Here is a 17,988-nt window from a genome sequence, read left to right as displayed (position 1 = left end):
CTAGATCATCACAAGTTCCACTCATGCACATACACCCCTGTAGGAGCTGCCGAAGGCTGCGATCTTCAGACCGTAGGGATGCAGAACATCCCCGACTGCATTCCCACGCGGAGCGTGGAACGATCAGAACGCCTCAGGGCAACTTGCCAGTTTTCGTTCTATGGTTAGATCCAAATGGCTGGATTTGCGAAGGATTAAAGGTTGCGAGGGGAAGATGTCTGCGCCTAAGTTGCACGCGAGTCTTTTACCCGCGATTGGAACGCGATCAACACCATAAAGAGGTGAAGAAATGTCGAAGGAATCACGCCCTGCCGTACTTGGGCTGATAGGCAATACTCCGCTGGTTCAGGTCACCCGCTTCGATACCGGACCGTGCACGCTGTTTCTCAAACTCGAATCGCAGAACCCCGGCGGCTCGATCAAGGATCGTATCGGTCTGGCGATGATCGACGCGGCTGAACGCGACGGCCGCCTGCAACCGGGCGGCACGATCGTCGAGGCCACCGCCGGCAATACCGGTCTCGGCCTGGCGCTGGTCGGCCGTGCCAAAGGCTATCGCGTGGTACTGGTGGTGCCGGACAAAATGTCCACCGAGAAAGTCCTGCACTTGAAGGCCATGGGCGCCGAAGTGCATATCACCCGCTCCGACGTCGGCAAGGGCCATCCCGAGTATTACCAGGACGTTGCCGCGCGTTTGGCCAAGGACATTCCCGGCGCGTTTTTCGCCGACCAGTTCAATAATCCCGCCAACCCGCTGGCCCACGAATGCAGCACCGCGCCGGAAATCTGGGCGCAGACCGAACATGACCTGGACGCCATCGTTGTCGGCGTCGGATCGGCCGGCACGCTGACCGGGTTGAGTCGCTTCTTCAAGCGCGTGCAGCCGAATCTGGAAATGGTTCTCGCTGATCCGGTCGGTTCGGTGATGGCGCAATATAGTCGCGACGGCACCTTGCCAACCCCCGGTTCGTGGGCCGTCGAGGGCATTGGCGAAGATTTCATTCCATCGATCACCGACCTTTCCAGCGTGCGTCACGCCTACTCGATCAGCGACGCAGAAAGCTTCGATCACGCCCGCCAGTTGCTCAAGGCCGAAGGCATCCTCCGTGGCTCATCGACCGGAACCCTGTTCGCTGCCGCGCTGCGTTATTGCCGCGAACAGACCGAGCCGAAACGGGTGGTCAGTTTTGTCTGCGACACCGGCACGCGCTACCTCTCGAAGGTCTACAACGACCAGTGGATGACCGACCAGGGCCTGCTGCAACGCAAGGGCTACGGCGATCTGCGCGACTTGATCGCCCGACGTTTCGAGGACGGCCGGGTGATCAGCGTCGGCCCCGATGACACCCTGCTTACCGCATTCCAGCGCATGCGTCTGGCGGATGTTTCGCAATTGCCGGTGTTGGTCGAAGGCAAGCAACTGGTGGGCGTGATCGACGAGTCCGACATCCTTCTCGGCGTGCACGAAGATGCCGCGCGCTTCAGCCAGCCGGTGTCCAGCGTGATGACCGACAAACTGCAAACCCTCGCCCCGGCCGCGAGCCTGGCCGAGCTGGAATCGGTGCTCAGCCGTGGCCTCGTCGCCATCATCGCCGACGCCTCCGGCTTCCATGGCCTGATCACCCGCACCGACATGCTCAATCAATTACGGAGATCCCTTGCATGAGTCAGCACGACGTTAAATCCCAAGGCTTCGCCACCCGGGTGATCCACGCCGGACAAGCGCCCGACCCGACCACCGGCGCGCTGATGCCGCCGATCTACGCCAACTCCACCTACCTGCAAGACAGTCCCGGTGTGCACAAGGGTTTCGACTACGGCCGCTCGCACAACCCGACGCGTTTTGCCCTGGAACGCTGCGTCGCCGACCTCGAAGGTGGCACCCGCGCGTTCGCCTTCGCCTCGGGTCTGGCGGCGATTTCCACGGTGCTGGAACTGCTCGATGCCGGCTCGCATATCGTTTCCGGCAACGACTTGTACGGCGGTACCTTCCGCCTGTTCGACAAGGTTCGTCAGCGCAGTGCCGGGCACCGTTTCAGCTTCGTCGACCTGACCGATCTGTCGGCGTTCGAAGCGTCGCTGCAGGACGACACGCGCATGGTCATGGTCGAGACCCCGACCAACCCGCTGCTGAGCCTGTCGGATCTGGCCGCGATTGCGCGCATCTGCCGCGCTCGCGGGATCATCTGCGTGGCCGACAACACGTTCGCCAGCCCGTATATCCAGCGCCCGCTGGAGCTGGGTTTCGACATCGTTCTGCACTCGACCACCAAATATCTGAACGGCCACTCCGACGTGATCGGTGGCATTGCCGTGGTCGGGCAGAACGCCGAGTTGGCGGAAAAACTCGGTTTTCTGCAAAACGCCGTCGGCGCGATTTCCGGGCCATTCGATGCGTTCCTCACCCTGCGCGGGGTGAAAACCCTGGCGCTGCGCATGGAGCGACATTGCAGCAACGCCCTGGACCTGGCGCAGTGGCTCGAGCAGCAACCGCAGGTCAAGCGCGTTTATTACCCGGGGCTGGCTTCGCATCCGCAGCATGAACTGGCCAAGCGGCAGATGCGTGGTTTCGGCGGGATGATTTCCGTCGATCTGAACAGTGACCTGGCCGGCGCACGGCGCTTTCTGGAGAACGTGCAGATCTTCGCCCTGGCGGAAAGTCTGGGTGGTGTGGAAAGTCTGATCGAGCATCCGGCAATCATGACCCACGCGACCATCCCGGCCGAAACCCGCGCAAAACTCGGGATCGGCGATGGGCTGGTGCGGCTGTCGGTAGGCGTTGAAGACGTCGAAGACCTGCGTGCCGACCTCGCCAGGGCACTGGCGAACATCTAGCACTGCACTGACGTAAAGCCTGAAGATCGGACTTTACGTCAGAACGTTTTCGGCGGATTCGCCTTGTCGATCGCGCAGCCCGCGCAACGTCGCGCGCAACTCGGCCGGGTGCACCGGTTTCGACAGAATAGCAATCTGTCGATCGTGCAATGCTGCCTGAATCCTTTCGACGTCGTGGCCGCTGATGATCATCGCCGGCACTGCCCAGCCGCGCTGCCTGCGCATCTCATCAATGCATTCGATGCCAGTGGCGTGGGTGCCGAGGTCATAGTCGGCGACGATGATGTCGCAGTCAGTCACCAAATCCTCAGCCGAGCACTCGGCCTGAACCACGCAGCCCCAGCGCTCAAGCAACGCCGAAGTTGCCAGCAGCACGTTGCGATCATCCTCCACCAGACACACCTTCAGCCCCGTCAACAAACCCACTTGTCGCGCTTCACTGCGGACAACCCGTGACTGCGGCGCCGCTACGATTGGCAAACCGCCAAGGGTCACCGCCGTGCCGCACCCTACCCGCGAGCGCAGAGCAACGTCCACATCGATCAGTTCACCCAGACGCTTGATAATCGACAGGCCCAGCCCGACACCCTCGACGTCTTTGTCGCGTACCTGCCGCACCCGATAAAACTCCTCGAAAACCTTGTGCTGATGCTCTTCGGCAATGCCGTTGCCGCAGTCATAAATGACGATGGCCAGCCCTGCCCCGCGTTTACGCACGCCGAGCAATACCGGCCGCTGTGCGCCGTATTTGAAACAGTTGGAAAGCACGTTTTGCACCATGGTCGCCAGCAACGCCGGATCAGTTCTGACCCAGTGCTTGCACGGTCGCAGCCGCAGCTCGACGCCTGCCCAACGCGCCGCTTCCTCGTGTTGCCGGACGATGTCCGCGAGCCATTCACCGAGGTCCAGCGTCTGCATTTTCGCTTCGACCCGACCGTTATCGAGGGTGTAGAGGTCGAGAATCGAGCGGAACAACTGCGAGACGTTGAGCAGAGAACGGTCGATGTTATCGACCAGCCGCCGCTCGTCAGCGCCCAGGCGCGACTCGCGCAGACACGCGGTAAACAGTCCTATGGAATGAATCGGCTGACGCAAATCGTGACTGGCCTGTGCCAGAAACCGGGACTTTTCAAGGTTAGCCGCCAGTGCTTCTTCGGAGGCCTTGCGCGTACGCTCCAACAGCAAGTGCGCATAAAACGGAATCACCGTGCTGGTGATCAGCAGCATCAGCACCATGAACGGCTGCGCCTGCCAATACGGCGTCAGGCGATAGACCACCAGCAGCGCCGCCAGCGCCAGGCCGGTGGCAATCGCCAGATAGCGCGAGCCGTAGCGCATGCCGTTGCCAAGATTGACCCAGACCATGACCGCATACAGCGGCAGCGCCGCCTCACCGCCGATCACCAGACCGAAACAGGTGCCGGTGTAATCGTGAAGCATGGCAAAAATCCGCCGCGCCGGATAATGCCCGGGCCAGCGCGCAATGGCCTGACGGAACACGATGGAAGCCAGCAGAAACAGACTGATGTAGGTAATGACCGGCAGGTAGGTCTCCAGCCGATGACCCGGCAGAAAAACCAGCACGACCATGTAAACCACCGCGATGGCAGCGATGATGATGCGCAGATTGGCCTGGTCGAGTTCGGTGTTTTTCTCGAATTTCATGTAAACGTCCTTGTGCAGCGTTCGTCAGTTTCGGAAGCAGCCTACAGGCAGCCTTCGCGTCCGATGCTAAGGTGCCGGCCTTGATTAACGCTTGACCCAGGGAGGGTCGCGCCATGGCATGCCGGATCATCATAGCCGACGATCACCCACTGTTTCGCGAGGCGATGCTGCGCACTGTGCAGCGGTTACTTCCCGAGGCGACCATCGAGGAGGCGGGAGACCTCGACGCTGTCACCGCACTGCTGGGCAGCGAGCCGGACACACTGATGCTCGATCTGCGTTTTCCCGGGCTGACCTGCATCACCCAGCTCGCCGACCTGCGCCAACGATTACCGCGCACCACGCTGATTGTGGTGTCGATGGTCGACGACCAAGCGTTGATCAGTGAAGTCATGGCAGCAGGGGTTGATGGTTTTATCGGCAAGAACATTGCGCCGGAGGAAATCGGCCAGGCGATTCTGGCGATCCGTGAGGGTGAAGTGTTGGTGAAATCGGCGCCGTCCGGCTTGTTGCCGCTGGAAACTGCGACGGCGCTGACGCCGCGTCAGCAGGATGTGCTGCGCTTGATCGCGCAAGGCAAGACCAACAAGGAAATCGCCCGTGAACTGGATATTTCGCCGTTCACGGTGCGTATCCATGTGTCGTCGTTGTTGCGCACACTGGACGTACCGACGCGGGCGGCGGCGGCGGTCAAGTACTCGGGGTTGTGAAGCGCTTTACGGGTCAACCTGCGCCATCAGATCCGGCACCGACTCCGGCCGTTTCGCATAACGCTGCGCCAGCACCGCGCAGACCATCAGTTGAATCTGGTGGAACAACATCAGCGGCAAGATCAGCACGCCGATGGTGCTGCCGGCAAACAGCACCTGAGCCATCGGCACGCCAGTGGCCAGGCTCTTTTTCGAGCCGCAGAACAGAATGGTGATGCGGTCTTCCTGATTGAAGCCGAACGCTTTGCTCAACAAAGTCGATGCCACCAGAACCAGCGTCAGGAGGATGCAGCAGACCACCACTAGGCCAAGCAACTCGAACAGCGGAATCTGCTGCCAGATGCCTTCGTTGACCGCTTCGCTGAACGCGCCGTAAACCACCAGCAGGATCGACCCCTGATCAACGAATTTCAGCCAGTTTTTGTTGCGCCCTACCCACGCGCCGATCCAGCGTCGAGCGATCTGCCCGGCAATGAACGGCAGCAGCAATTGCACGCTGATTTTCACGATCGCATCGAGGGTCGAGCCGCCGTCGCCATGAACGTTGAGCAGCAGCGTCACCAGCAAGGGAGTGAGGAAAATCCCGAACAGGCTGGACGCCGCCGCACTGCAGATCGCCGCCGGAATATTGCCTCGCGCCAGCGAAGTGAAAGCGATGGCAGACTGCACGGTGGCCGGCAATGCGCACAGGTAAAGCATGCCCATGTACAACTGATCGCCGATCAGCGGTGACAACAACGGTTTCAACGCCAAGCCGAGAATCGGAAACAGTACGAAGGTCAGGCCAAACACCAGCAGATGCAAACGCCAATGGCCGGCGCCGGCGATGATCGATTCGCGGGACAGCTTGGCACCGTGCAGGAAAAACAGCAGGGCGATGGCGATATTGGTCAGCCAGCCGAAGCCGACCGCGACCTGGCCGCTGGCAGGCAGAAAGCTGGCCAGAAGGACAACGCCGATCAACGTCAGCGTGAAGTTATCGGGCAAAAAACGTGGGCGCGTCATGAGATTCATCCGGGGGTTGCCAGTGCGTGCCGACGACTCTAACGTGACTGGCAATTACCGACTAACGCCGAAGAGCCGCAAGATGCCGCCTAAAGGACATGCCAAAAGCGTCCGTCGCAGCGTTCCCGGGCTGCCCAGCCTGCCGCGCCCCGTGTATGGACGCACCGAATCGCTGCCCAATCGCGCCCTCACCCGCCGCCACAGTCATCCGTGGGTGCAGTTGTCCTATGCGATTCAGGGCGTGCTCGAAGTGCAGACCAGTGCCGGCCGCTTCGTCGCGCCGCCGGAGCGTGCGGTATGGATTCCTGCCGGTGTACCGCACCGCGTCTTCAGCGCGCCACACACGGAAATGCGCAGCCTGTACATCGACAGCAGCGTCACCGGTTGGGCGGCCGAACATTGCCATGTGCTCGGCGTCAGCGATTTGCTCAGGGAGTTGATCCGCGCCTTCAGTCAGGTGCCGGTGGAATACGACGAAGGTGGCCCCGACGGACGCCTGGCTCAGGTGATCCTCGATCAACTGGCCGACGCGCCGACCATCGACTTGATGCTGCCGCTGCCGCAAGACGCTCGCCTGAAGCAGATCTGCCAGAGCCTGGAGCAACACCCGGAACAGCAGACCACTCTGAGCCACTGGAGCGACCAGTTCGGCGTCACCGAAAAGACCCTGACGCGCCTGTTTCTGCGCGACACCGGCCTGACCTTTCGCGCCTGGCGCCAGCGCCTGCGCCTGCTGGGTGCGCTGACGCCGCTGGAACAAGGTGAGCGCGTGACCGATGTCGCGCTGGCGTGCGGTTACGACTCGACATCGGCGTTTATCGCCGCGTTTCGCCAGCAATTTGGTGAGACCCCGGGGGAGTTTTTTCGCTGACACTTCGTTTTTGCCGAACTGTCAGTCAGAAATAAACGATTTTTCTTAGTCACAAATCCGTCGCTAGCATGGCCCCGTCTGACTTGATCAAGCCATGAACACAACTCCCAGCCAACGGTGATCCCTGTGGGAGCGGGCTTGCTCGCAAATGCAGTCTGTCAGTCAACACTCGCGAGCAAGCCCGCTCCCACAGGTTTCTGTGCCGGAGCCGGGAACGGTGATAACGCTGCAAAAGACAGGGAGCGTGACATGCCTGCCACGAACATCAATATCGGCGAACCCTGGATGTGGGGCGCCTTCATCGTCTTCGTTCTCGCCATGCTGGCCCTGGACTTGTTTGTCTTCGGTGGGCGCAAGGCGCACCGGGTCTCGGTGCGGGAAGCGTCGGCCTGGGTGGTTGCCTGGTGCCTGCTGGCGCTGAGTTTTGCCGGGTTGCTCTGGTGGTATCTGCACGGCGAATTCGGCGGTGAAATCGCCCGGCAGAAAACCCTGGAGTTTCTCACCGGTTATCTGATCTAGCAGTCGCTGTCGATCGACAACATGTTCGTCTTCGTGATGATTTTCAGCTATTTCGCCGTGCCGCCGGAATTGCAACGACGCGTGCTGCTGTACGGCGTGCTGGGCGCGATTGTCATGCGCGCGATCATGATTTTTGCCGGTGTGTGGCTGGTCTCACAGTTCGAATGGCTGCTCTATGCCTTTGGCGTATTCCTGATCATTACGGGGATCAAGATGCTGGTGTTCGCTGATCATCAACCGGATCTGGACAAAAACCCGTTGTTACGCTGGGTTCGCGGGCATATGCGCATCACCAGCGGCTTTCACGGCGAGAAGTTTTTCATCCTGCAGAACGGCGTGCGCTGGGCAACGCCGATGTTTCTGGTGCTGGTGCTGATCGAGGCCAGCGACTTGATGTTCGCGGTCGACAGTATCCCGGCAATCTTCGCCGTGACCACCGACCCGTTCATTGTTTTTACCTCAAACATCTTCGCGATCATGGGCCTGCGCGCGCTGTACTTCCTGCTGGCGGACATGGCTGATCGCTTTCACCTGCTCAAATACGGGCTGGCGATCGTGCTGGTATTTATTGGCGGCAAGATGGTGCTGATGCCATGGTTCCACATGCCCGTGGAATGGTCGCTGGCGGTGGTGGGTTCGGTGATTCTCGGGTCGGTACTGTTGAGTCTGGTGACCACCCGCGAGGCAGAACGCCGCACCGAATGACACCACCTGACACCTTGTGGGAGCGGGCTTGCTCGCGAAGGCGTCGGATCAGTCAACATTTACATCGACTGCCACTGCGCTTTCGCGAGCGAGCTCGCTCCCACAGGGATTTCGTACAGCCGATACTTATTTATCGGACTTGATACTGGTCCACACCCGCGTGCGCACCCGCTCCATTTTCTGCGGCAACGGCTGCACCACATACAGGGTTTTCAGCGCTTCGCTGGTCGGGGTCAGGTTGGGGTTGTCGGTGATGTCCTTGTTGACCAGCGGCATCGAGTCCTTGTTGGCATTCGGATAGCCGAGGAAATCGCTGATCGGTGCGATCACTTTCGGGTCGAGCAAGTGATTGAGGAACTCATGCGCCTCGGCGACGTTCTTCGCGCTTTTGGGAATGGCGAACGTGTCGAACCAGATCGGTGCGCCCTCCTTCGGCAAACGCCAGTCGACCACGACGCCGTTGCCCGCCTCTTTGGCGCGATTGCCGAACTGGTAGAAGCTGCCGGAATAACCGATCGCCACGCAGATGTCGCCGTTGGCAATGTCGGTCATGTACTTGGCCGAGTTGAAATAGGTCACGTACGGGCGAATCTTCATCATCAAGGCCTTGGCCTTTTCATAATCCGCCGGGTTCTGGCTGTTCGGATCGAGGCCCAGATAATGCAGGGCCAGCGGCAGGATCTCCGAAGGTGAATCGAGCATCGCCACCCCACAGGCCTTGAGCTTTTCCATGTTCTGGGGCTTGAACACCAGATCCCAACTGTCCACGGGTGCGTTATCTCCCAATGCAGCCTTGACCTTGGCCGGGTTGAAGCCAATCAGCACGGTGCCGTACATGTATGGCATGCCGTACTGGTTGCCGGGGTCGTTGGCGTCAAGCAATTTGAGCAGGGCTGGATCCTGGTGCTGCCAGTTCGGCAGTTTCGACTTGTCGAGTTTCTGGAACACGCCGGCCTTGATCTGGGTTTCGAGGAACTGGTTAGACGGCACCACGAGGTCGTAACCGGAGTTGCCGGTGAGCAGTTTGGCTTCAAGGGATTCGTTGGTGTCGAAGGTGTCCCAGGTCACTTTGATCTTGCTTTGCTCGGCGAAATCCTTGGGCACTGACGGCAGGATGTAATCCGCCCAGTTGTACACCCGCAGTTCGCGCTGCTCGGCCTGGACGGCGCTGGCCAGCAGCGTCAAGCCACACACGGTGGCGCCCAGAATACGTTTGATCGTGACCATGGTTGTTTCCCCGAATGCGACGTGAGATCGATGGTTTTTATGTTCTGTACACGGCAGTGGCTGTAAGGATAGCCAAGGGCAAAAAAGGTCGAGCCTGTTGTTATGGTTTCGATTCTTGCTGACAGCGTAGCGCGTTGACAGTAGGCGGCAGGCCAAAAGGGGATCGATATGGCCAATTTCCGTGACCGCTGAAATACGCACACAAAAATGCCCGGCGCTGGGCCGGGCATTGCTGTGTTGCCGTTTGGATCAGTCGGTATAGCCGAGTCTGGCCGCCCTGCTCTGCTGCGCCTGACCGCGAGTTGCCAGGCAGTAATACAGCGGCACGGTGACCACCAGGCCAACCAGCCACGACAGGTCGGCGCCCTCGACCAGATTGGCGTACGGCCCGACGTACAGCGAGGTGTTGGCAAAGGGCAGCTGCACGATGATGCCGATGCAATAGGCAATGATTGCGTGCAGGTTGAAACGCCCGTAGATGCCGCCGTCGGCGCGGAAGATAGAGGTGATGTCGTAGTTGCCGCGCTTGATCAGGTAGAAGTCGATCAGGTTGATCGACGCCCACGGCACCAGCACCAGCAACAGCGCCAGAATCAACCCGATGAATTCGGAAATGAAATCCGCCGAAGCGCCGAGGGCGACCACGCAGCATCCAGCCAGGATCACGCTCGACAGCACCACGCGCACCTTGATGCTGGGCGTCCACTGGCTGGCGAAAGTCTGGATCGAGGTGATGATCGACAGCACCGCGCCATACAGATTCAGCGCGTTGTGGCTGATGATGTTGAGCAGAAACAGCACCATCAGAATCGGCCCCAGCCAACCGGTGGACTGTTTGACTGCCGCCATCGCTTCGGTGCCTTCCGGCGTCGCCAGCACGGCCACTGCGCCAAAGCTGAACGACAGAACCGTGCCCAGCGTCGCGCCCAGATACGTCGCCCAAAAGGGTTTGGCGATGCCGATGTCTGCCGGCAGATAACGGGAGTAGTCGGAGACGTAGGGCGAGAAACTGATCTGCCAGATGATCCCCAGCGACACTGTCGCCAGCCAGCCGGAGACATTGAAGCTGCCGCGCGTCAGAAAGTCTGCCGGCAAGTCATGGGCGAAAATGTAGATGAACCCGGCGAGCAACGCGCCGCCCATCACCCAGGTGCCGATGCGGTTGAGCGTGTGAATGAAGTTGTAGCCGATCACGCCGATCGCTGTAGCGGCCAGCGCGCCGATCAGAATGCTCAGCGGCGCTGGCACCGAGGGCGCAATGCCGACAATGGATTTGCCGGCCAGCACGATGTTGGAAATGAAAAAACCGATGTAGATGATCGCCGCGAAGAACACGATCAGCAGCGCGCCATAACGGCCGAACTGGCCGCGACTCTGGACCATTTGCGGAATGCCCATGCGCGGGCCCTGGGCCGACGCCAGCGCGATCACCACGCCGCCGATCATGTGCCCCAGCGCAATCGCCAGCAGCCCCCAGAACAGATTGAGATGGAACACCTGAACCACCATGGCGCCGGTGACGATGGGCAGTGGCGCGATGTTGGTGCTGAACCAAAGAGTGAACAGATCGCGGGCCTTCCCGTGGCGTTCCGCGAGTGGGACGTAATCGACCGTATGATTCTCGATCAACGGATCTTGCCGGGACATCTGGGACATATGCATGAACTCGAGTTTGTCTGTTTTTATCTTTGTATGAAGCCAAACCGGGAGGACTCTTGGGTCGCCCCTCAGATGCAGACCATATTATGGTATTCCAAACTTTGCACAAGCCTGATCCGCTGATTCTGTCGCTCTCTGATCCGCTATCCTCGCTGATCCCGCCCCTGCACGGCTAGCTGAAAGCCCCGTAAACATTGAGTTTCCGACGAAAGTCGCACGTTTATCGGTTCATCGGAAAAGCCCTTGCAAGATATGTATTACGGTATACCATCAGACCTACAAACCATAAAAACCGCGTCACACCACCCGAGGACCACCCAATGATCGATGCTGCCATTTACAAACAAGTCATGGGCTCGTTCCCGTCAGGCGTCACCGTTATCACCACGCTGGACGACGACGGTCAGATCGTCGGCCTGACCGCCAGCGCGTTCAGCTCGCTGTCGATGGACCCGGCGCTGGTGCTGTTCTGCCCCAACTACAGCTCCGACTCCTACCCCGTGCTGATCAAGAACAAGCGTTTTGCAATTCACCTGTTATCAAGCATGCAGCAAAGCGAAGCCTATGCCTTCGCCCGCAAAGGCAAGGACAAGGCGCAGGGCATCGAGTGGACGTTGAGCGCACTGGGCAACCCGATCCTCGCCAATGCGACGGCGGTGATCGAATGCGAGTTGTGGCGTGAATACGAAGGTGGCGACCACGCGATCATGGTCGGCGCGGTGAAGAACCTGATCGTCCCCGAGCAAGTCGCCGGGCCGCTGGTGTATTGCCACGGCAAGATGGGCGCGTTGCCGGTTGTGGCGTAAGTCCATCGGCGCTCAGAGATCCAATGTGGGAACGAGCTTGCTCGCTCCCACGTTTTTTTGGATTGCTGGTGGTTACGGACTACGTACGAAACCGGCTCACCAGCTGATTCAAGGTCTGCGACAAGGCCGTCAAATTCTGCGCATCCTGGCGAGTCGAATCCGCCAGGCTCGCCACCAACTGCGCATCGCCATGAATCTGGCTGATGTGCCGATTGATGTCCTCTGCCACTTGATGCTGTTCCTCCGCCGCCGTGGCGATTTGCGTGTTCATGTCGCGGATCACGTCGACCGATTCACGGATCAATTCAAAACTCGTCCGCGCCTCGTTGATCGACACCACGGTTTGCTGCGAGACCTCGAGGCTGGCGTGCATTTGCTTGCCCATCTGATGGGTGCGCCGCGCCAGATTACCCAGCAGTGCGTCAATCTCACCGGTTGAATCCGACGTGCGTTTGGCCAGCGCGCGAACTTCATCCGCGACCACGGCAAAGCCCCTGCCCTGTTCACCGGCGCGCGCGGCTTCGATGGCGGCGTTGAGCGCGAGCAGATTGGTTTGCTCGGCAATCGAGCGGATCGTGCCGAGAATCGACTGAATGTCGTTACTGTCCTGCTCCAATTGCTGCATCGACTCGGCGCTGTGGCCGATCTCCTGACTCAAGCGCCCGACGTTGCTCACCGCCGCGTCGATCTGTTGCTGCCCGGTGTGTGCCTGGCGCTGACCGTTGTCTGCCGAGTCGGCGGCCTGACTGCACGAGCGCGCAACCTCATTGGAGGTGGCGACCATTTCGTGGAACGCGGTCGACACCATGTCCACCGCCTCACGCTGACGCGAAGCGACGTCGGCCATTTCCGCCGAGACTTCGGTGGCGCTGCCGGAGCTGCTGTGAATCTGCCCTGCCGCCTGGCCGATGCGTTGAATCAGCGTACGAATCGCTTCAAGAAACTGGTTGAACCAGCCGGCCAGTTGCGCGGTTTCATCCTGCCCGCGTACTTCCAGTCGCGCAGTGAGATCGCCCTCGCCTTGTGCGATGCCTTCGAGACCACTCGCCACGCCGCGAATCGGCTTGACCATCAGCCCGGCGAACCAAGCACCAGCCATCGCAAACAACAGTGCGCAAACCACAGCGATCGCGCCGATCAGCCAGGTCAAACGCGTCGCCCCAGCCATCACTTCACTGGCTTTTACCAAGCCCACAAAGCGCCAGCCCAATGCCTGCGACGGCCAGACCAGCGCCATGTAATCCTCGCCGGCCAACTGCACCTCAACCAGCCCTTTGCCCGCCTCGGCCAGTTGCTGATAACCATCGCCGAGATCGCTGAGTTTCTTGAAGTTGTGCGCCGGATCGCTAGGGTCCACCAGCACGGTGTTATTGGCTTCCATCAGCATCAGATAACCGCTCTCGCCGAGGCGGATCTGCTTGACCAGATCGGTCAATTGCTTGAGCGACACATCGATGTTGACCACACCGGCATTGCTCCCCAACTGGTTGTTGAAGCTGCGCACGGTGCTCACCAGCACCACGTCATCCGCCGCCCAGTAATAGGCCTCGGTGCGCAGGGTTTGGCCAGGATTGGCCATCGCGGTTTTGTACCAGGGGCGGGTGCGCGGATCGTAGTTGGCCAACTTCGCATCGCCCGGCCAGAACAGATAACCGCCCTGCTCGGTGCCGACAGACAGATAGGTATAGGCCGGGTGCGCCTTGGCCAGGCCGTCGAAAAGCCTGAACAGTTGTTGGTCCTGCGGCCCCATCGGCACTTGCGCGGCGTCGCTGCTCAGGTAGCGTTTGAGGCTGGCGTCGATGCTCTGCAGTTGTGGATGCTCGGCCAGGTAAGCAACGTTCTGGCTGATGCCCTCGAAGAACAGCTGCATCGCGTTTTCCACCTGACGCACCTCGCGCCCGGTGCTGTCGGTAAAGGTGTCGCGCGCGCCCTCGCGGACATTGAGGATGATCAGCGCTGCCACCAGTAACACCGGCAGGCTGGCGATTACCGCAAACGCCAGAGTCAGTTTTTGTTTTATGTTCATTGCTTGCGCCTTCCTTGTTCGAAGTGTCGGTCAGAAATATTTTGCGGATATTCCGTATTATGGTATACCAATATTCAATCAACCGAACAGCCGTCCTCGAAGGCGTGCTTGAATGGTGAGAAGACTCGCGAGCGCACAGCGCTCACGTCAGTTCGACAGGCCCGCACACGACCGGCCAATTACAAAAGACTCGAGGTAGCGTCATGAAATTTTCCCTGTTCGTACACATGGAACGCTGGGACGAAAGCGTCAGCCACCGCCAACTGTTCGAAGACCTGACCGAACTGACCCTGATGGCCGAGGCTGGCGGTTTCAGCACCGTGTGGATCGGCGAACACCACGCCATGGAATACACCATTTCCCCAAGCCCGATGCCGCTGCTGGCCTACCTCGCAGCAAAAACCACGACCATCCACCTCGGCGCCGGCACCATCATCGCGCCGTTCTGGCACCCGCTGCGCGTCGCCGGTGAATGCGCCCTGCTCGACGTGATCAGCAACGGCCGCATGGAAGTCGGCCTCGCACGCGGCGCCTATCAAGTTGAGTTCGACCGCATGGCCGGCGGCATGCCCGCCTCCAGCGGCGGCCAGGCCCTGCGCGAAATGGTCCCGGTAGTCCGCGCCCTGTGGCAAGGCGACTACGCCCACGACGGCGACATCTGGAAATTCCCCACCTCCACCAGCGTGCCGAAGCCGATCCAGAAGCCCAACCCGCCGATGTGGATCGCCGCCCGCGACCCGGATTCGCACAACTTCGCCGTGGCCAACGGCTGCAACGTGATGGTCACGCCATTGATGAAGGGCGACGAAGAAGTCCTCGACCTGAAGAACAAATTCCAGACCGCACTGGACAACAACCCAGACGTACCGCGCCCGCAATTGATGGTGCTGCGCCACACCCACGTTCACACCGCCGACGACCCGGACGGCTGGCAAGTCGGCGCCAAAGCTATCTCACGTTTCTACCGCACGTTCGATGCGTGGTTTGGCAACAAGCAAACGCCGGTCAATGGCTTCCTCGCGCCGAGCCCGGAAGAGAAATTTGCCGGGCGTCCGGAGTTTGAGCTGGAGAGCCTGCACAAGACCGCGATGATCGGTACGCCGGAAGAGATCATTCCGCGGATCAAGTACTACCAGGAACTGGGCGTGGATGAGTTCAGTTTCTGGTGCGACAACAGCTTGCCGCATGAAGAGAAGAAGAAATCGCTGGAGTTGTTTATCAAGCATGTGGTGCCGGCGTTTCGCTAGAAACTTGCCAATCCTTGGACATTGAAAAAGGGCGACTCCGCTGGGAGTTCGCCCTTTTTCAATTCTGTAATGTCGAGCTGAAATACTCACCGAGCAACCTAAGACACTTCTCTTGCGCCAAACCAGCACTTGCGTACAAGTGTCCTTCGCGTTTTGCGCGGATAGTAGCCGTTGCCATTCGGCATCCATTCAAGCCCATAGACATCACAAGGAGTTTGCATGAGCACCTTCAAAACCCAAGACGGCACCGAGATCTATTACAAGGACTGGGGCAGCGGCGAGCCCGTGCTGTTCAGCCACGGCTGGCCGCTGGATGCCGACATGTGGGAATACCAGATGGAATACCTGAGCAGTCGCGGCTACCGCACCATCGCCTTCGACCGCCGTGGTTTCGGCCGCTCCGATCAACCATGGACCGGCTACGACTACGACACCTTTGCCGATGACATCGCAGGTTTGATCAACCATCTGGACCTGCGCGACGTGACCCTGGTCGGTTTTTCCATGGGTGGCGGCGACGTCAGCCGCTACATCGCCCGCCACGGCAGCGAGCGTGTTGCCGGCCTGGTATTGCTCGGTGCGGTCACGCCGCTGTTCGGCAAGAAAGCCGACTTCGCCGACGGCGTCGACAAATCGGTATTCGACGGCATCAAGGCTGGCCTGCTGAAGGATCGTGCGCAGTTCATCGCCGACTTCAACACGCCGTTCTACGGCATCAATCAGGGCCAGAAAATCTCTGACGGCGTGCTCACGCAAACCCTGAACATCGCGCTGATGGCATCGCTCAAGGGCACCGTCGATTGCGTGACCGCGTTCTCGGAAACCGACTTCCGCCCGGACATGGCCAAGATCGACGTGCCGACCCTGGTGATCCATGGCGACGGCGACCAGATCGTGCCCTTCGAAACCACCGGCAAGCAGGCGGCCGCGCAAATCAAAGGCGCCGAGTTGAAGGTTTACGCCGGCGCGCCGCACGGGTTTGCCGTCACCCATGCGCAGGCGTTGAATAAGGATCTGCTGGCGTTCCTCAAGCGCTGATTTCCACCCGGTGAAATCGTTCAGTAAACGCTGATTAACCGAGGCCCGCGCAATGCGGGCCTTGTGTTTTGCGCTATGGTATTTTTTCTGCGTCCGACATCTGGAGACAAGGAGATCCCATGCTGCGAATACTCGGCAAAGCCTCATCGATCAATGTGCGCAAAGTGCTGTGGACCTGTGCCGAACTGAACATCCCGTTCGAGCGTGAAGACTGGGGTTCGGGTTTCAAGTCGCCAAACACGCCTGAGTTTCTCGCGCTCAACCCCTGCGCCATGGTGCCGGTCATTCAGGATGGCGATTTCACTTTGTGGGAATCCAACACGATCATTCGTTATCTGGCGACGCGTTACGGCGGCGCGCATTTGTATCCCGCTGAGCCGATCGCCCGGGCGCGGGTTGATCAGTGGATCGATTGGCAGGCCTCGGAGCTGAATCGCTCGTGGTCGTATCCGCTGATGGCGCTGGTGCGCAAGTCGCCGGATTATCAGAATCGCGACGCATTGGCCGCCGGTTGCCGGGACTGGACGCGGAACATGGAAATCCTCGATCGCCAACTGGAGAAAACCGGCGCTTACGTCGGTGGCGAGCAGTTTTCCCTGGCGGATATCCCGATCGGGCTGTCGGTCAATCGCTGGTTCGAAACGCCGCTCGATCATGCGGATTTTGCTGCGGTGCGGGCCTACTACGATCGTTTGAACCAGCGCGATGGTTATCGTTTGTATGGGCGCAATGGCACGCCATAAAGACACGCTTGATCAGGCTTGCTCGCGCACCACGCCACGCTCCTCAAGCAAACGCACAAACATGCTCAGACTGCGCGACACCGTACCCCGGCGCCACACCAGCCAGGTGGTCAGATAGCGGAAGTCCGCGGTCAGCGGCCAGACGCTGACCGTCGCGCTGCCGGGCATGCTCTGCAGCATTTTGCGCGGCATCAGTGCCAAGCCGGCACCGGCGCTGACGCAGGCGAGCATGCCGTGGTAGGACTCCATTTCGAAAATCTTGCCCGGTACGGCGGCGTCGCTGCCAAACCATTTTTCGAAATGATGACGGTAGGAACAGTTGGATCGGAAAGCGTAGATATTTTCACCGTTCACATCCGCCGCGCGCTCGACCGGTGAATGATTGAGCGGCGCGATGATGACCATTTCCTCTTCGAAGGCCGGCACGCCTTCCAGCGCCGGATGCAGCACCGGGCCGTCGACAAATGCCGCAGCCAGACGCCCGGACAGCACGCCGTCGATCATCGTCCCCGATGGCCCGGTGGAAAGATCGAGGTCGACCTTCGGATGCTGCTGGTTGTACGCCGCCAGCAGTTCGGGAATGCGCACCGCCGCGGTACTTTCCAGCGAGCCCAGAGGGAACGCGCCCTGGGGTTCTTCTCCCGCCACTGTGGCCCGCGCTTCCTGTACCAGATCGAGAATGCGCCGCGTGTACTCAAGAAAACTCCACCCGGCCGGTGACAGGCGCAGACGGCTTTTCTCCCGGATAAACAGATCGACGCCGAGGTCCTGCTCCAGCTGTTTGATCCGCGTTGTCAGGTTCGACGGCACGCGATGGATCTGCGTGGCGGCAGCGCTGATGCTGCCGTGTTCGGCCACAGCCTTGAAGATTTCCAGTTGCACCAGATCCACAGTCATTCTCCAATCGTGAAGGAAACGATCTTTATTATTCA

13 protein-coding genes and 3 pseudogenes are annotated in these 17,988 nt (G+C 60.0%); 9 read left to right on the top strand and 7 right to left on the bottom strand.

Annotated elements, in window-relative coordinates; translation table 11 throughout:
* The first annotated feature begins 289 nt into the window (after positions 1–289).
* Together ACIGDJ_RS06530 and ACIGDJ_RS06525 are read left to right on the top strand one after the other, a co-directional pair.
* Positions 290–1,666: a pyridoxal-phosphate dependent enzyme gene (locus ACIGDJ_RS06530; protein WP_397478517.1), complete on the top strand. Its 1,377-nt coding sequence runs from the start codon at positions 290–292 to the stop codon at positions 1,664–1,666.
* Complete coding sequence (locus ACIGDJ_RS06525) at positions 1,663–2,835, top strand: cystathionine gamma-synthase (protein ID WP_101155102.1); 1,173 nt, start codon at positions 1,663–1,665, stop codon at positions 2,833–2,835. Before ACIGDJ_RS06530 ends, ACIGDJ_RS06525 begins: the two co-directional genes overlap by 4 nt.
* Before the next feature lie 33 nt (positions 2,836–2,868).
* Here the strand turns inward: ACIGDJ_RS06525 and ACIGDJ_RS06520 are convergent, their stop codons facing one another.
* Positions 2,869–4,500 (bottom strand): hybrid sensor histidine kinase/response regulator, encoded by a 1,632-nt coding sequence (locus ACIGDJ_RS06520; protein WP_397478518.1) that lies wholly within the window; start codon positions 4,498–4,500, stop codon positions 2,869–2,871.
* 113 nt (positions 4,501–4,613) lie between these two features.
* On the opposite strand from ACIGDJ_RS06520, the gene ACIGDJ_RS06515 reads away from it, so the two are divergent.
* On the top strand, positions 4,614–5,210 hold the full coding sequence (locus ACIGDJ_RS06515; RefSeq protein ID WP_101155107.1) for a response regulator transcription factor: 597 nt from the start codon (positions 4,614–4,616) through the stop codon (positions 5,208–5,210).
* A 6-nt stretch (positions 5,211–5,216) separates the two neighbouring features.
* Here the strand turns inward: ACIGDJ_RS06515 and ACIGDJ_RS06510 are convergent, their stop codons facing one another.
* Positions 5,217–6,215 carry a bile acid:sodium symporter family protein gene (locus tag ACIGDJ_RS06510; RefSeq protein WP_101155109.1) on the bottom strand — a complete coding sequence of 333 codons (999 nt, stop codon included), beginning with the start codon at positions 6,213–6,215 and terminating at the stop codon, positions 5,217–5,219.
* 82 nt (positions 6,216–6,297) lie between these two features.
* Between ACIGDJ_RS06510 and ACIGDJ_RS06505 the strand changes: the two genes are divergently transcribed.
* Both ACIGDJ_RS06505 and ACIGDJ_RS06500 read left to right on the top strand, forming a co-directional pair.
* Positions 6,298–7,086, top strand: a complete 789-nt coding sequence (locus ACIGDJ_RS06505; RefSeq protein WP_101155111.1) for a helix-turn-helix domain-containing protein — start codon at positions 6,298–6,300, stop codon at positions 7,084–7,086.
* A 249-nt stretch (positions 7,087–7,335) separates the two neighbouring features.
* Positions 7,336–8,310 (top strand): annotated as a pseudogene (locus ACIGDJ_RS06500) (TerC family protein).
* A gap of 126 nt (positions 8,311–8,436) precedes the next feature.
* Here ACIGDJ_RS06500 and ACIGDJ_RS06495 read toward each other — a convergent pair.
* Together ACIGDJ_RS06495 and ACIGDJ_RS06490 are read right to left on the bottom strand one after the other, a co-directional pair.
* Positions 8,437–9,537 carry a polyamine ABC transporter substrate-binding protein gene (locus tag ACIGDJ_RS06495; RefSeq protein ID WP_313004873.1) on the bottom strand — a complete coding sequence of 367 codons (1,101 nt, stop codon included), beginning with the start codon at positions 9,535–9,537 and terminating at the stop codon, positions 8,437–8,439.
* 249 nt (positions 9,538–9,786) lie between these two features.
* Positions 9,787–11,193, bottom strand: a complete 1,407-nt coding sequence (locus ACIGDJ_RS06490; RefSeq protein WP_397478519.1) for a purine-cytosine permease family protein — start codon at positions 11,191–11,193, stop codon at positions 9,787–9,789.
* Positions 11,194–11,516: 323 nt separating this feature from the next.
* Here ACIGDJ_RS06490 and ACIGDJ_RS06485 point away from each other — a divergent pair, with 323 nt between their 5' ends.
* A complete protein-coding gene (locus tag ACIGDJ_RS06485) occupies positions 11,517–12,002 on the top strand; it encodes a flavin reductase family protein (RefSeq protein WP_313004869.1) in 486 nt (161 codons plus the stop codon).
* A 79-nt stretch (positions 12,003–12,081) separates the two neighbouring features.
* On the opposite strand, the pseudogene ACIGDJ_RS06480 reads toward ACIGDJ_RS06485, so the two are convergent.
* Together ACIGDJ_RS06480 and ACIGDJ_RS06475 are read right to left on the bottom strand one after the other, a co-directional pair.
* Positions 12,082–12,681 (bottom strand): annotated as a pseudogene (locus ACIGDJ_RS06480) (methyl-accepting chemotaxis protein); the annotation flags it as partial.
* A gap of 306 nt (positions 12,682–12,987) precedes the next feature.
* Positions 12,988–13,872 (bottom strand): annotated as a pseudogene (locus tag ACIGDJ_RS06475) (cache domain-containing protein); the annotation flags it as partial.
* Between the two features lie 359 nt (positions 13,873–14,231).
* Between ACIGDJ_RS06475 and ACIGDJ_RS06470 the strand changes: the two are divergent.
* The 3 genes from ACIGDJ_RS06470 to ACIGDJ_RS06460 all read left to right on the top strand — a co-directional run bounded on the left by ACIGDJ_RS06470 (position 14,232) and on the right by ACIGDJ_RS06460 (position 17,056).
* The gene (locus tag ACIGDJ_RS06470; RefSeq protein ID WP_101155121.1) at positions 14,232–15,275 is read left to right on the top strand and encodes an LLM class flavin-dependent oxidoreductase; all 1,044 of its coding nucleotides are present in this window, start codon (positions 14,232–14,234) and stop codon (positions 15,273–15,275) included.
* Between the two features lie 219 nt (positions 15,276–15,494).
* Positions 15,495–16,313: an alpha/beta fold hydrolase gene (locus ACIGDJ_RS06465; protein ID WP_397478520.1), complete on the top strand. Its 819-nt coding sequence runs from the start codon at positions 15,495–15,497 to the stop codon at positions 16,311–16,313.
* 119 nt (positions 16,314–16,432) lie between these two features.
* Complete coding sequence (locus ACIGDJ_RS06460; protein ID WP_397478521.1) at positions 16,433–17,056, top strand: glutathione S-transferase family protein; 624 nt, start codon at positions 16,433–16,435, stop codon at positions 17,054–17,056.
* Positions 17,057–17,068: 12 nt separating this feature from the next.
* Here the strand turns inward: ACIGDJ_RS06460 and ACIGDJ_RS06455 are convergent, their stop codons facing one another.
* Entirely contained in the window at positions 17,069–17,947 is an 879-nt protein-coding gene (locus tag ACIGDJ_RS06455; RefSeq protein WP_101155371.1) for a LysR family transcriptional regulator, read from the bottom strand.
* Between the last annotated feature and the right edge of the window lie 41 nt (positions 17,948–17,988).

The organism is Pseudomonas sp. NPDC079367 (genome assembly GCF_044542195.1).
Classification (GTDB): Bacteria; Pseudomonadota; Gammaproteobacteria; order Pseudomonadales; family Pseudomonadaceae; genus Aquipseudomonas.
The sequence above is the reverse complement of the archived record's forward strand: the minus strand, read 5'-3'. Positions and strand labels throughout refer to the sequence as shown.